Below are 14084 nucleotides of genomic sequence, written 5' to 3'. Positions count from 1 at the left end.
TTCCCTTTAGGCACAAACTGATGATATAATATGATCATGAAATGGCCCTTCAACATCAAAAGTATTCTCTGTCTGTTATGGGTGGTGTTCTACTCCCATGCCTCAGCGTATGAACTGACCCTGAATCAGAATCGCATCACCATCCACGCAGATCAGGTAAAACTTCATGTCCTGATGAATGATCTGGCGAAGAAAACAGACATTAAGGTTTACATTGACCCGGACCTGAATCCGGATATCTCGGCTCATTTTGAGAACCATGACCTTCAACGGGGGCTGGAATCCATTTTAAATCCATTGAATCATGTTCTGAAATGGGAATCAGCGCCGACATCCAGCGGCACCCGTGTCCGTCTGACAGCAATCCATATCTTCAAATCCGGCAATACCGATACCATCACACCCCCTGGAAAAACTTCAAACCTGGATATTGCCCGTAATCCGGAAGATGGTTCCCTGTATGTCCAAGGAGAAATCCTGATCCGCCTCAAGCCGGACATAGACCCCGAACAGGTGAATAAGATTTTAAAACAACTGGGGGGAACCCTGATCTCAGAAAACCGGACACTGGGCATTTACAGAATAAAAGTATCTGACCAGGCAAAAATTCCCGCATTGGTCAGGCAAATCAAAGGCCTCCCCGGTATTGAGACAGCAGAACCCAATTATGCATATCCCATTGCCCTGCCCCATCGATATGTGCCGGACACAGAAACCACACCCCAGCTTGATTTCAATCCACCGGCTGAAGGCGCTGTCCCCATTGCCGTACTTGATTCCGGCCTTGCCCCGGGTGCCATGCCCGACGGGCAGTTGCTTGCAAGCCAGGATGCCTTAAACCCGGACGCTATAATTTCAGATACATTGGGACATGGGACACAGATGGCCCTTATTGCTGCAGGTGCTGTCACACCGTTCGGGGTTACAAAAACCAACGACAGCAACAATCCGGTGATTGCCATCCGGGCATTTGATGATAACGGGTTCACTTCCAGCGTTGCATTGATGAACGGCATTAAGTTTGCTTTAGCAAATGGTGCCCGGGTGATGAGCCTGAGCTGGGGGTCACCTACCCCTAGCAATTTTATTAACGACACACTCGAATATAGTGCATCCAAAGGCCTGATCATTGTGGCATCGGCCGGCAATGAGCCCACGGGAAAACCGGTATATCCGGCTGCATATGCATCCGTCATCGGCATTGGTGCCCTGGCACCGTCCGGCCGAAACTGGAAAAATACAAATTATGGTGATTTTGTGGACGTTTATCTTCCCGGGTTTGCCGACATGCCGGTGGGATACAAAGCCGATCCGGGTATTTATGCGGGCACGTCCATTTCAGCGGCATTTGCTGCTAACCAGACCGCGGCCTTCCTGTCCAAAAACCCGCAGGCAGGCAAAAAAGAAATCCTCGAGTTTATGCGGTCAAGCTTGGGGCATTTATAATCTGTCCGAAGTTTTTGGTAGAATTCAGTAAGATGTTCCCGAATATTAGTGTCCCCGAATATTCCCGAATATTGGGGAATACATTTAGATTTCGAATTCATCACCAGATTGCATAATATTACATTTAATACCTAACCTTTCTACTTTGAGCTTGAAAAATTCTTCGTCAACAGAGAGCATTCTTTTGTTAAAAAAAAACGGAATATTATAATGGCAGGGAATAACAATCTTCGGCGCAATTATCTTGATTGCGGTTAAAGCCTCATTCGCATCCATAACAAGGGTATTGTTCCCCAGACCCCCTATTGGGATCATTAAAATATCTGGATTTAAATTCTTCCATTCGTTTAAGAATAAGCTATCTCCCAAATTAACAATGATTTTGTTTTCAATCCTAATCTCAAAACCGATTGAACCGAATCCGAAACGCTTCCCCGGTCCGGGTGAAATCTGCAGTTTCATGGCCCAAATAGACATGTTTATTGTGCCATGCAAAGTGGGAATCCCACGAACTGTGAAATCATTAAAATCTATTGTTTCCCCGATTCCCAATGGAAAGACTGTTCCATTAAAGGCATCAAATTTAAGATAATGCGACCGCGGTCTCAAAAGCTTAAGAGACTTTTCAGACTGTTTGATCATTGTTTTGTTCAAGATTAAAGTTGCATTTGAAGCAAGAGTTATCCTATCAGCTTGCCAGTAGTGGTCAGGATCTCCATGTGTAATAGCAATATGTGTAATATCATTCCATTCTGCTTTTGGTATGAGGCTATTGAATTTAAAAACCCACATATTTTGGCCCGGATCAACTGCAATTTTGCTCTTCCCGGATTTTATTAGAAAAGAGTTGTAACCAAAATATTGTATTTTCATTTAATAAATTTCGAATCGATTTCGCATCATTATAAGTTGGGAATATTAATTTTTTTCGACAATTAATATTCCCATAATATTTTCGATATTGGAGGCATCTTCCTCAATCGACTGTGCCGTGTTTTGCAACTTTAATAGTTCTTTACTTTCAAATGGATTCCAGTATAGAATAAATCACACTGCGGATCAATTAGTTATCATCAAAAGGGGCCTAATAGAAAGATGATTAACGTATCAATCACAGTTGTTAACTTATCAAATTTGAGCCAGCTCACGAATCAAGATCTAAAAGGGGTAAAAAAATAGTAGTATAATATTCAACATGGCCAGATAGATGAAAACCTTTATAAAAAAAAACAACCTGATAGAATTGTTCTTCGGTGATAATCTTAAAATATCTAATCCAAGAATAAATAGACAGAAAAGAAGTCTGCACCTGATTTTGTTTTCTTGTGCAATGGTCTTCTTGGTTACATTCTACTGGTCAGTTTTCTTTCTCATTAAAGGATTTGTTTTTCAAGGCTTTTCCCTTCTTTTCCTTTTATCTTTTGTCGTTTTGGTTCTCTACTTTCTACAAAAAAATCTCATAATCTTATCAAAATATTTATTATTCATATCGGTATTAATTCTTTTGTGGCAAATGTTTTTATTTGTTGAAGGCGTTGGCGTAAGAGAAGTTAATGCCAACCAGTTTTATTTTTTAGTCATGATTTCAGTGTCCTTTTTTTTATTTTCCGATTCAAATTATTTTGTGAAATATTTTTTAATGACTGTTGTTGCAGTTATGTTTATTATTGTTCAGTATCAAATAATATTTCACCGCCCCTATTTTTCCATAAGCGATGAAACCCATCTATTAGGAAGGCATTTCGTTTTGATTTCTGCATATATAATTTTAGCAGGGATAACGCGTTTATTTGTCGAAAGTATCACCGAAACAGAGATAGTGTTATCCAAAGCCAATGATTTACAAAAAAAATATTGGAAAAAATATTCCCAAAAGGCATTGCTGAACGAATCAGGCATGAAGGAAAAGGTTTTATAAACAAACATGAAAGTTGTTCGGTCTTATTTGCTGATATTGTCTGTTTTACAAAATTATCCGAAAGCATGGCACCGAGTGATCTTATCTCTTTTTTAAATGAAATATTTGGTCGCTTTGATGATCTAACTGAAAAATTTGGTTTGCAAAAAATCAAAACCATAGGAGACGCCTATATGGTCGCTTCCTGTTCACCAAATTCAAATAGTAAACACGCAGACGTAATCATTCAATTAGCGCTGGAATTTTTAACTGTGATAAATTCCTACGATAATATTTCTATAAGAATTGGAATTAATTCAGGATCTCTTATCGAAGGGGTTATTGGGAAAAAAAAATTTACGTACGACCTTTGGGGAGGAGCGGTGGATATCGCATCAAAAATGGAGTCTACTGGAATACCGGGATCAATACAGATAACAAAAGATACATATAAACTGCTTAAAACCAAATATAATTTTTTAGAAAAAAAAGTGCATTTAAATCATAATAATCATTTTGTTACATATTTGTTTGATTTGTCTAATAATTTAAAATGACTATTAAAAAAACCAAGTTTGAATCAAATTTTATCTTTCATGATTTTTTATATAAAAAAAGAGAAAAGGAAAAATTAACTCTCTTTTTCTATTCATTCGTCGTTATTTTATTTCTCATTTCCTGCGTATGGATAAGCATCGCTATCCTTCATAGTGTTTTTCCCCTGTTAGCAATAAACCTTGCAATTTTGGCATTTTTAGCAATTATATTATGGCTCTTAAAAAAAGGAAAGCCAACGCTTGCAGGACATATTTTATCAATTATTATTCTCTTCTGGATAGCGTTTATTTTAATTTTTATCCAAGGAAATCATAAAATTCATCCAATTAGCGTCCATCACTGGTTGCTGGTGTATATCTTCGGCATTCAATTTGTTCTAATTGGAGAAAAAAAACGATATGTTTTTATCCATTTTTTCATTGGGTTATGCATGTTTATTTTTTTTGAACTTAGAATCATTGAGTTTGAACCCATTATAACAAGCCAAAAAGCGGATTCTTTTTCCTATTTATTTACCCCATTGGCAATTCTTTTTTCACTGATTTTGATAAATTGTATATTTGTAAACAAATTAAACAAAGTTGAAAATCAATTTTTCAAATCCAATGAGCAATTGGATATCTTATTAAAAAATTTACTGCCAGATGAAATTGTAAAAAAAATTACTGAAGAAGGGAAAACGTTTGCAGAAGCCTTCAGTGAATGTAGTGTTATGTTTGTAAAAGTTGTTGGGTTGGAAAAATCATATGACAATGATAACCATGGTAAGGCAATCTCTATTTTAGATGACATTTTTTCAAAATTCGATGAAAAAACTGAAAATTTCCAAATTGAAAGAATAAAAACCATTCGCGATTTATATATGGTAGTCGCCGGGGTTCCCAAAATCACAGAAAATCATGCCGTCATCATCACCAAAATTGCATTGGAGTTCATGCAAATCATCAAAAACTATGAAGGATTAGATTTAAGAATAGGTATCAACTCCGGTCCAGTGGTCGCAGGATTGATTGGCAAAAACGGATTGATCTATGACCTTTGGGGAGATACAGTTAATATCGCTTCTCGGATGGAATCACACGGCGTAATAGGAAAAATCCAAATTTCTCAGGAAACAAAAGAAATGATAGGAAGACGGTTCTTTTTAAACGATAGAAGCCCTATAAGAATCAAAGGCAAAGGATTTGTAAAAACTTATTTTGTCAGTGGGTATAACCCCATTGATAAACAGAAAATTTAATCTGTGAAAGGAGTTTCTTATGGTATGGGTAGTCTTGATTTTTTCTTTTATTGTATTTCCTATTCATGCATATGGGCATGGATTTGCTAATTATGCCCAGGGTCAAAAGGCATTTGCCCTGGGTGGCGCATTTACTGCTGCAGCAGATGATCCATCGGCCATTTTTTACAATCCATCTGGAATACTTAAATTAAAAGACGTTCAAGTTCAAACAGGGCTCACCTATTTTTTTTCCGGAAACGCAGAATTTGTAAGTAATGGGACGTCTAACATACCGGGCAGCAAAAATGGCTTAATCACAAAAACCGATAGTGAAAATCATGTAATCCCTTATGCATATGCAACCTGTAAAATAAATGATACATTCTCAATGGGTCTTGGTATATATTCACCTTTTGGTCAGTCCAGTCGGTGGCCTGATAATTGGGAAGGTCGATTTACAACTGCCGGTATAGAATCCAGTATAGAATCATATCGAGTGGAACCGGTAGCGGTATTTTCCCCCACTCCAGGAGTGTCAATAAGCTTCGGCGCTTTTTTTCAAAAAGTCGAACTGGAGATAAAACAAAAAAGTTGGCTTCCTGGAGAATTTGAATCGATATTAGACGGCAGGGATTCAGGCGTAGGATGGTCAACGGGAATCCTCATTGATATTACAGACAATTTTTCTTTGGGTGTTTCTTATAAAAGCAGAATCAAACATGAATTTAATTCTATGACTGTGAATTTAGAACCTGAAATTCCCCTGCTGGGGATATCTGATACCACTGCAAATATGAAATTTACTACTCCCAGCATGCTTTTTATGGGAATATCATATTCATTTCGGAAGTGGAATTTTTCATTCGATACTTATTGGACTGAATGGTCAGTCCAGGACCGATTAATAGCAAGAAGCGATAACGTTTTATTAGGGGATACTGTAGTTATAAAAAATTGGGAGAACACCTTAACGTTTGGACTAGGGATACAATATGCTTTCTCAGAGAAATTTCATCTTTTTGCAGGGTATATTTATGATCAATCTCCCGTTCCCGCAGAGACGCTGGATGCAATGGTCTTTCATGGTGATTCACAAGTTTATTGTACTGGTTTTGATTTCACCTATAAATCTTTTGTTATAGGGATCACATATGGTTATATTGTTGCCAACGATCAACCTTTTAATAATCCAGTGGGCGATACTTCCAATCCAGGAGGCGGACGAGTCACTGGAATCTTTGAAAATAGCACCCAGAATGTTGTATCTATTAGCATGAAATTTATGTTCTAATTAGATTTTCGGCTTGTAATTACAATATATCTTTTACAAGTTACGTCCAGAGGATGTTTTTACTCGTTTTTTCTCTCAATTGGCCTCTTTGTCCATCACCAAGCCCATCATTTGTGTAATGCGGATTATGGGATCTGGGTTCTAATCACTATTTTAATCATTTTTTATGATTTTCCGTTTTTGACGAAATAAAAGAACACATACTGAGGATACCGATGAAATAAAAAATATAACCTTAGCGATTTCCTCATTCATAGAACTATCAAGAAAAAACCCTGCACAGAAGCCTAAGAAAAGGAACAGGATGAATGTTATACCAAAAATTTGTATGGTTTGGTTCATAAAATCATTAATTCTATTAATGTACATACGGTATTCCCTTTTTTCAAATCACCAATTTGAATCAATAAAACGAACAGTCTTACCAAAAAAAATAACACAAAATGACCCTGATGATATTTAAGCAATAAGCAGACCAGACAGAACAAAATGTTTCACCCCCCCCAAAACAAAAGGCTTTTATACTCTTTACGAAATCAGAAAGCGCATTCCTAACGAAAATTGCTTGGTTAAGGAACAAAAAATGTCACAACAAAAAATCAAACCGTCCGCTGATCAACGACCTCAGACAAAAGACCATGATTCCCGCTCCGATATCCCCAAGATAGGATTTACAACTTTTTGTAAAGAACATAGAGGTTACTTTTGCCTGATGATTTGGGTTAAAAAAACAGAAGGTGTTAAATGGATGGATGGGGATCAGAGTCATCGACTGTCACATGCCGGTATGATGAATTTACACGCCGTGATCCCTGTAAAACAGCCAACCCGGTTGAGAGGCTGAATCCCTTTGGTTGTAGCATGTCCGAAACTCTTGGTGGGTTAGGTAAGGTGTTTCCATAACCGAAACTCTTGGTGGGTTAGGTAAGGTGTCCCCATAACCCCCATAACTCACGCATAACCGAAACTCTTGGTGGGTTAGGTAAGGTGTCCCCATAACTCGGAAACAGAACTTATGGTCAGTCAAGTAGGTTGATCTCCCTTTCATAGCAGTGCGGACAGATCCCGTGTGAGGGCAAGGCGCCAGAAATATCACTGACATATTTTTCTACCGAGACCCACTTGCCGGTTTCTTCGCGGACCTTCTTGCAATAACTGCAGATCGGATAAATCTTACTCAAGTCATTAATCAACCGATCCCGCTGGTCAATCTCCGCTTTGGCTAAAACAATGCGAAGGGACAGTTCGATCATCCTCTTGATTTGCTTGACCAGCCTGATATGCATTTCATTATGAGCGTTCTGCTTATTGTCAATGAAACATACCGTCCCGAATTGTCCTCCGTTAGGACGTTCAATGGGCATGCCCAAATAGGAGATCATGTGCAGTTGGACTGCGGCTGCATTGTCTTTCCACTGGGGATCATTGAATGCATTTTCAATCAGGTTTACCGTCCTGCTCCGCAGGGTATGCTCACAATACCAGCCGGAATCCGGGTACTGTGAAGTACACGGTACTAGATACGGGTTGCCATCGGTCTCACTTGAAAGGAGGATCTCAATTTCCTTGCCATCAACGCGCGTGATCAGGCCCGCAGGAACACCAAGGATCTCAGCCGTCTCATTGAGCAGATTCTGCCATTCCTTCAAAACGTCTTCGGTAAGTGTTTTCCGATTGAACGGGTTTGTATCCATATTTTCCATGTTCGCTTCCCCTGGTTTTTCCATAGGATAACGCGGTTAAAATACTGAGCTTAGCCAATTATTGCTGACAGAAACATCATGTAATTTGGCGAATTATCCGACATGAAACAATTTAAAAAGGAGTCTATCAATATACAAAATGCATGTAAAGATATATTCAACGATACAGTTGATGGCAAAATAATCAATCGAATAAATCTCCTATGAAACTATTTGCCACTTATTGCTATGTGGCATAGGGGTATACCCAAATTTGTTGAATTTGACTCCTGACAGACGGAGCTCTATTATTGCTTGCAAAAAAATTAAATGTGATTTTTTTATATTTTCGAGTTACAAGACATTTTGAAGTAAGGAATAAGAATAACTCAACTTTCAGTTTTCACAGCTTTAATGGATGGGTTCAGGCATAAATGACCAACCCCGAAAGTTGAGTCATTTATAATTCCAATCTGTAAAGAAAAGTATAGAATGCTGGTTTTGGTTCATATAGAGTAACGGTTAAGCTCAGGGACCGCCGAGCGCAACCGAGGGGATTCGGGGTGGCAAAGCCGCCCCAAGCGGTCTGGTGCAGCGGGTGTTATGTGTTTAGCCATTGATATCTACGATAGTCCAAAAATCAAACATGGAACATCTCTATAGATCAGGTGTAATAATTAAAATTTCCGATGCCGCTTCATATTGGGTTAAGAAATTACCAATCGTTGTAAATGTCGTTGTTTCTGGAGAACCAGGATGATCAGATGTTGTCACATCTGCCGAGAACATTGAACCTATTAGGAGCTTTAGCGGATTAACATTTACTGCTTGCGGCTTAAAATAAGCCTTTTCATTAGCTTTGATAATTTTTATATCATTTGTTTGATATATGGCTGCTATTATCAAATCAAGCGTGTGTTCTGTACAGTTTTGAAAATCTAGAGTGAATGGATTGGCAAGGACTGAATAATTGGGATTATGCAGCTCTTTGTATGTTGGCGATGCCAACACTTCCAATAATCTTTTTTGCAGTAGGGGTGTCGGAATTATAAGCCCCGCTTCCAGTGTCTTAACTCCGGCAAAGAAATCCACCGGGTAATCCTGTATCAGGTCACTTACATTCGGTTCTTTAGCTCTTTGATAGAGATTATATATGGCATATCCAGGAATTTTTCTACCGTCATTCGTGGTTATTTGAGAATATACTATAAAGGCAGCATGGGTAAAGTTTATTCCTTCTGGCAGATTTTCTCTGGACTGACCAACTCTCGCAATAATAGCAATCCTTGCGCCTTTTTGGGCCAAAGTCTTCTCAACTTTTTTTGCAAACTTGATGATAACTTCTGGTTCAAAATGTATTTCACCACCAGCTTGGCTGCTGCCTGCATGGAGAGGGGCTACAGAAAATAGCTGGATCGCAATAAAAATTGCAAAAATAGTATTTTTTTTCAAATATTTCATGGTGTCTCCGGTTTTGGTTGGGTGTAATAATTCCTATAAATCAGTTTTTTTGTTTGTCTTCAATACTTCATTGGGTGGAGGTCCTGCTGTAACAGATTCATCTGTAATTTCTAAAGGAGTCCCAATGGGAGCAGTAGCAGCATCCATCAATTCATTGGCAACTTCTGTACTCACAGCACCAACAGAACCTGCAACCGATAAGGGTACAGCAGAGGCAGCAGAGGTGACTTGGCCGGAACCCACAATTGCATGTGCTGCGCTTGCACTGCCATGAGAACCAGCTTTGCCAGCTTGTTCTATGGCTTTTCCACTGTGGGTGTCCCCTGAAAATGCAATACCGTTTATTGCCAAAACCAATACGCCAGAAATGATCAAAATCTTGATTTTTTTCATAAAGAATCTCCTTTGGTGAATTAAATTGTATTTTAGAAGCCTATTCTTCATATTGTGCAGATCTGGATATCATATAATTTTTAATGTTATCCGACATGCAACAATTAAAAAATTTGATCTGTAAATCAGTATCAATGTTTCAAATTTGTGTAAAGAGCTATTCAATTGGGAAAAAGCAAAATCAATAAAATTCAACACCCATTCAACTTAATTGAAATAAAATATCACACAGTATAGATATTGGTTGGAAATACTCTGAAGGTTGGAAGTACGGTTGGAAGTCTAAATCCAGAAACAAAAAAAGGGTCTTGGAAAATTTCCGAGACCCTTGTAATTGTTTTGGTAGCGGGGGAAGGATTTGTCCCACCCGCTTATTTCAAAAGCCTGAAACACCCGTTTGACGCTTGTTTCCGTTAATGTCTAAAATTCTATGTACCACCGTTGTGGACAAGAAGTCAAGTTTTTTGTCCACAAGATATAACCCAATTCAAAATCATATCCAAATCAAGGCCATTTTTAGCCCGTTTAAGAGCTATAGGCTTCTCTTTGATGTGGTTTGTATATATATCAGACTAAAAATCGATATGTACCACTTTAAATCAAGCGTTACGATAAGTAATGAAAGCTAAAAGTAATAGATTCGTATTAATTAGAAGGATTACAGATTTTAATATACATTTTTGTTTTACAATATAATGGGAGCCTTTTAAGACTCCCTGGATTTCAATATTCAATCTATCGTCGGTCGGGGTGAATCTTTGCCTTTAATATCTCTATTATCTGATTTGAGCTTAGCAGTCCAGAACCCGCTTCTGCTCTCATTGGCTCAAATACATCATACATTCTTCTGTGAACTTCAATAGATGGGCAATGTGAGTTAAGGCCCCTCCCTTCAAAACAAAGAAAACTTTTTAAGTCATTAATGAAAAAATGAGCTACATTGAGATACTCAGATTCATTATTTCCATCAAAACCACTGAACTTTACATGCTCTCCAAAAGGTTCTGCCTCTTCTTTAATTTGCTTTTTCTCATCGTTCGACGTTTTCTTGTATGAGTCTTCAATAAATGACCACATGTCCAAGATATTAACAACTTCTTTAACTAATGCTGGTGTTTCTTCTTTTTCAAATGGAATGCCGCTATATTTCCATTCTAAACCCCACTCGTTTTTACTAAAAATAGCCGATCGAATAAATCCCGGATCTAATTCCCCTTCAACACCCATTTTTTCATAAATTTCACTAAGCATTATCAAAATGAGCTTTTCTCCATTACTTAATTGCATTTTATCTCCTCATTAAATGTTAATTTTTTTATGCCTCCATAAGCTTCTTTTAAGCGAACAAAGTATAAAGTATTTGGACAGGTACTTTTATTATTTTGGATATCCCATGGAATCAAATAATAGTAGATCCGAAACAATAAGGTATGAATATGAATTCAGTATCAGTGTTTAGACCTTCTGTAAAGACTTGGTTCATTCTAACTAAGGTGTTGAAATAAAGGACCGGGGAATACCGGTTGGTCTTATCCGCTTAACGATCGCAAGCAGACTGTACTTTTAATACGGTTCCATGAAAGGTGCGAATAATATTCGCACCTTTGGCAACAATTATAATTCATTTTCATAAACGCTTTTAATCTCTTCCGGCTGAATGCATAAATAATCAAGGGTCTGGCGTTGGCTTGAATGATTAAAGCATACCATCAATTCAGGCAGGCCCACGCCAAACGTCACCCGCTGATGATATCCCCAGGTCTTACGTAATGTGTGACTGGCATAATTCCCTTTCAGGTTGGCATCCTGGCACCACTTCTTCACCAATCTGGACAATGACGGCACTGTCAGGCCGTTACCTCTTTGACCCCTGAATAGCGGCCCTTCCAGTTCAAGGGCACCATTGGCCTGCATCTGTTTTAAAAGGGGTTGTATGGCGGCAATGGTGGCCCTGTTCAGTGTGATACGCCTTGGCTTCTTTGTCTTGATCTCATTCAGGGTCAGTTCATCGCCTGGTTTAGCTCCATGCACCTGATGGACTTTGATATTCAAGATATCACTGGCCCTCAAGTTGGTATTGATCCCGGTAATAAACAAAGCGTAATCCCTGGGCTTATCTTTCAGCATGGTCTTAATCAAATTCACATCTTTTATTTTCCGTATCGGTTCAACTGCAATAATGCTGCCTTTTACCGGGTGGTTTTGGTTGCGGTTTGTCATGTGGTTTCCCTCCCTGGATCATGCTAAGTTTTAATGGTATGAAATTAAAACTTAGCATGATATTTTGTGCAAATCAAGAGCTTATTTTTCTGTAATGCTGGAAACCATTGTGAATAAAGGCTTTAGATGTATTTTCTTGGATATAAAATTCGCTAACTATTATACAATAGTTGTCGTGTTTATGTTTTAGGGTAGATTGGAGTGAGCTTGATTGGAGCTTTTTCCATGGGCATGGGCAAGACAAAAGTAGAAAGATATTTAATTATATATAAAGATTCCTTTGCCGTAATTTTTCAAAATTTACTATAACTCCAATAAAAGCTGAATCCCCTCAACCAAATCATTCAACTCTGTGATGTATAAGCATGAATACAATTCATTATATTTGTGAAATTTATTACCTATAGTATAGTTACTTTTTGTAATAATATAACATTTATTTTATAGGAATTTAATTACCCTAAAATCCTGAAAATACATTGAATTATGGCTATTGCCTTTTTGAAAAATTGGAACACTTTTTGCATTATATTTATGTTAAATCTGTTATTTAACAAAGGAGGACAATATTATGAAAATACTCATTGCATTTTTTTTAGGAGCCATTTTAACAGTAATTGCTCCTCAATTTGCAAGTGCTACCTTAATTGACTTTGAGAATCAAGGTCTTGTGGCTTGGGAGGATATTAATGGAAAATATGTTGCTGGACAGTATTTTTCAACACCATCTGGTGAAATAATAGTGAATGATAAAAATGCTCGTGGTGCCGCCTATGCTTCTTTCCCTTATTCAATAATACACACCTTTCAAACTACCCAACAAAATGACGGATTAGGACTGATTAGAGTAGATTTTGATGCGCCTGTCAATTATGTTCAAATTACTGGGGGTGATGATGGCGGAGATGACGATTCATTTTACCTTGAGGTTTATAATAGTAGTAACTCTCTTCTAGGGAAAGCAGAGACAGGAACTTTTGGAGGCAATCCCACTCCCCCAAATGTAACACCTTATGTAGATGTGGCAACTCTTAACCTCAGTTTCCCTGGGATTGCTTATGCAATTTTTAAGGGTACTTCTAGCCCTACCCCGGGGGGAGTAAGTTTTGATAATTTGATTTTCGAATATGATGATGGCTCAGGCCCGGGACCAGGTTCTGATGTTCCCGAACCAGCTACAATGTTCCTCTTTGGCATTGGCCTTTTAGGACTTGCAGGAGTTAGCAGAAGAAAGAAATAATATCAGTTTGTCATAGAATCATCTTGAAAGGCAGGTCTATTGATTTAGTTCCTGCCTTTTTTATACCAACTCCCCTAATTAAAAAATATGAGTAAAAAACTCCATCATAAATCATTCTACCGCAGTAATTTATATATATAAAAAGTTACAAGCTGTTAACTCCCTTCATGGGCATTGGGTTTTGAGGTATGGGATAACTTTATAAATCAGACAGTTTTTTTATGTGTCCATTGGATACCATGGCAGGCAAATTAAATTTACCAGCCTTAAATAATTCAAAGCGTTTCTTACCCAGAACTTTTTTTACAAAGGCTGGATCTGTTTTAAGCTGTTCTTTTAACCATGTCTGATATGATCCGGTGTATCCCGTTGTGACTTTATCCGGGGTAAACTTCCGGCTTCTGGTGCCGTCTCTATGGTTTACCCACCTTTCAGAATGTGTTCCTGCTGGCCTTTCCCCTGTGGCAATGGAATCTTCAACAACTGGAATGTATGTGCAACGACAATTGAAGTGTTGCGGCAATACCGGCTTATATTCATTCAGTTTAAAAAGTCTGTGGTCATCGGCACCGCATACAAGGCATGTCCTGCCATCCAGGGTGGCCAAATACCGCCATTGCTTTACCACATCTGAATAATTCTCTGTTATGAGTTCATCCTTGGCATAATTACTG

General features: G+C 38.1%; 14 protein-coding genes. 7 read left to right on the top strand and 7 right to left on the bottom strand.

Annotated features, from left to right (window positions below; translation table 11 throughout):
• The first annotated feature begins 30 nt into the window (after positions 1–30).
• A complete protein-coding gene (locus Q1Q15_RS19560) occupies positions 31–1446 on the top strand; it encodes a S8 family serine peptidase (RefSeq protein WP_300463847.1) in 1416 nt (471 codons plus the stop codon).
• A gap of 84 nt (positions 1447–1530) precedes the next feature.
• Here Q1Q15_RS19560 and Q1Q15_RS19555 read toward each other — a convergent pair whose 3' ends face one another.
• Positions 1531–2319 (bottom strand): MBL fold metallo-hydrolase, encoded by a 789-nt coding sequence (locus Q1Q15_RS19555; protein ID WP_300463845.1) that lies wholly within the window; start codon positions 2317–2319, stop codon positions 1531–1533.
• 334 nt (positions 2320–2653) lie between these two features.
• On the opposite strand from Q1Q15_RS19555, the gene Q1Q15_RS19550 reads away from it, so the two are divergent.
• The 5 genes from Q1Q15_RS19550 (at position 2654) to Q1Q15_RS19530 (ending at position 7258) form a co-directional block, all read left to right on the top strand.
• Complete coding sequence (locus Q1Q15_RS19550) at positions 2654–3364, top strand: hypothetical protein (RefSeq protein WP_300463843.1); 711 nt, start codon at positions 2654–2656, stop codon at positions 3362–3364.
• Positions 3301–3900: an adenylate/guanylate cyclase domain-containing protein gene (locus Q1Q15_RS19545; protein WP_300463841.1), complete on the top strand. Its 600-nt coding sequence runs from the start codon at positions 3301–3303 to the stop codon at positions 3898–3900. The genes Q1Q15_RS19550 and Q1Q15_RS19545 overlap by 64 nt, the downstream gene beginning before the upstream one ends.
• Positions 3897–5141, top strand: a complete 1245-nt coding sequence (locus Q1Q15_RS19540; protein WP_300463838.1) for an adenylate/guanylate cyclase domain-containing protein — start codon at positions 3897–3899, stop codon at positions 5139–5141. The genes Q1Q15_RS19545 and Q1Q15_RS19540 overlap by 4 nt, the downstream gene beginning before the upstream one ends.
• Before the next feature lie 19 nt (positions 5142–5160).
• Complete coding sequence (locus Q1Q15_RS19535; RefSeq protein ID WP_300463836.1) at positions 5161–6414, top strand: outer membrane protein transport protein; 1254 nt, start codon at positions 5161–5163, stop codon at positions 6412–6414.
• A 583-nt stretch (positions 6415–6997) separates the two neighbouring features.
• The gene (locus Q1Q15_RS19530) at positions 6998–7258 is read left to right on the top strand and encodes a hypothetical protein (protein ID WP_300463834.1); all 261 of its coding nucleotides are present in this window, start codon (positions 6998–7000) and stop codon (positions 7256–7258) included.
• 175 nt (positions 7259–7433) lie between these two features.
• Here Q1Q15_RS19530 and Q1Q15_RS19525 read toward each other — a convergent pair whose 3' ends face one another.
• From Q1Q15_RS19525 to Q1Q15_RS19505, 5 genes are all read right to left on the bottom strand, one after another.
• Complete coding sequence (locus tag Q1Q15_RS19525) at positions 7434–8117, bottom strand: GAF domain-containing protein (RefSeq protein WP_300463831.1); 684 nt, start codon at positions 8115–8117, stop codon at positions 7434–7436.
• A gap of 636 nt (positions 8118–8753) precedes the next feature.
• The gene (locus Q1Q15_RS19520) at positions 8754–9557 is read right to left on the bottom strand and encodes a DUF2145 domain-containing protein (RefSeq protein WP_300463828.1); all 804 of its coding nucleotides are present in this window, start codon (positions 9555–9557) and stop codon (positions 8754–8756) included.
• A gap of 33 nt (positions 9558–9590) precedes the next feature.
• Entirely contained in the window at positions 9591–9950 is a 360-nt protein-coding gene (locus tag Q1Q15_RS19515; protein ID WP_300463825.1) for a hypothetical protein, read from the bottom strand.
• Positions 9951–10685: 735 nt separating this feature from the next.
• Positions 10686–11237, bottom strand: coding sequence for a YfbU family protein (locus Q1Q15_RS19510; protein ID WP_300463822.1), 552 nt, complete (start codon positions 11235–11237; stop codon positions 10686–10688).
• Between the two features lie 327 nt (positions 11238–11564).
• Complete coding sequence (locus Q1Q15_RS19505) at positions 11565–12170, bottom strand: tyrosine-type recombinase/integrase (protein ID WP_300463820.1); 606 nt, start codon at positions 12168–12170, stop codon at positions 11565–11567.
• Positions 12171–12741: 571 nt separating this feature from the next.
• On the opposite strand from Q1Q15_RS19505, the gene Q1Q15_RS19500 reads away from it, so the two are divergent.
• Entirely contained in the window at positions 12742–13410 is a 669-nt protein-coding gene (locus Q1Q15_RS19500) for a PEP-CTERM sorting domain-containing protein (protein ID WP_300463819.1), read from the top strand.
• 199 nt (positions 13411–13609) lie between these two features.
• Here the strand turns inward: Q1Q15_RS19500 and Q1Q15_RS19495 are convergent.
• Positions 13610–14084 (bottom strand): hypothetical protein (locus Q1Q15_RS19495; protein ID WP_300463816.1); only part of this gene is annotated, 475 nt, incomplete at its 5' end.

Origin of the sequence: Desulfobacula sp., assembly GCF_030145145.1 — a bacterium.
In the GTDB taxonomy this organism is placed as follows: Bacteria; Desulfobacterota; Desulfobacteria; order Desulfobacterales; family Desulfobacteraceae; genus Desulfobacula.
Note: the sequence above shows the minus strand (reverse complement) of the source record. Positions and strands in the feature narration are given on the sequence as shown.

Bases quoted from the DNA above. Each gene is read 5' to 3' on its own strand.
- Q1Q15_RS19535 (WP_300463836.1), top strand. From the start codon at position 5,161: ATGGTATGGGTAGTCTTGATTTTTTCTTTTATTGTATTTCCTATTCAT.
- Q1Q15_RS19515 (WP_300463825.1), bottom strand. From the start codon at position 9,950: ATGAAAAAAATCAAGATTTTGATCATTTCTGGCGTATTGGTTTTGGCA.
- Q1Q15_RS19555 (WP_300463845.1), bottom strand. From the start codon at position 2,319: ATGAAAATACAATATTTTGGTTACAACTCTTTTCTAATAAAATCCGGG.
- Q1Q15_RS19525 (WP_300463831.1), bottom strand. From the start codon at position 8,117: ATGGAAAATATGGATACAAACCCGTTCAATCGGAAAACACTTACCGAA.
- Q1Q15_RS19540 (WP_300463838.1), top strand. From the start codon at position 3,897: ATGACTATTAAAAAAACCAAGTTTGAATCAAATTTTATCTTTCATGAT.
- Q1Q15_RS19550 (WP_300463843.1), top strand. From the start codon at position 2,654: ATGAAAACCTTTATAAAAAAAAACAACCTGATAGAATTGTTCTTCGGT.
- Q1Q15_RS19505 (WP_300463820.1), bottom strand. From the start codon at position 12,170: ATGACAAACCGCAACCAAAACCACCCGGTAAAAGGCAGCATTATTGCA.
- Q1Q15_RS19560 (WP_300463847.1), top strand. From the start codon at position 31: ATGATCATGAAATGGCCCTTCAACATCAAAAGTATTCTCTGTCTGTTA.
- Q1Q15_RS19500 (WP_300463819.1), top strand. From the start codon at position 12,742: ATGAAAATACTCATTGCATTTTTTTTAGGAGCCATTTTAACAGTAATT.
- Q1Q15_RS19510 (WP_300463822.1), bottom strand. From the start codon at position 11,237: ATGCAATTAAGTAATGGAGAAAAGCTCATTTTGATAATGCTTAGTGAA.
- Q1Q15_RS19520 (WP_300463828.1), bottom strand. From the start codon at position 9,557: ATGAAATATTTGAAAAAAAATACTATTTTTGCAATTTTTATTGCGATC.
- Q1Q15_RS19530 (WP_300463834.1), top strand. From the start codon at position 6,998: ATGTCACAACAAAAAATCAAACCGTCCGCTGATCAACGACCTCAGACA.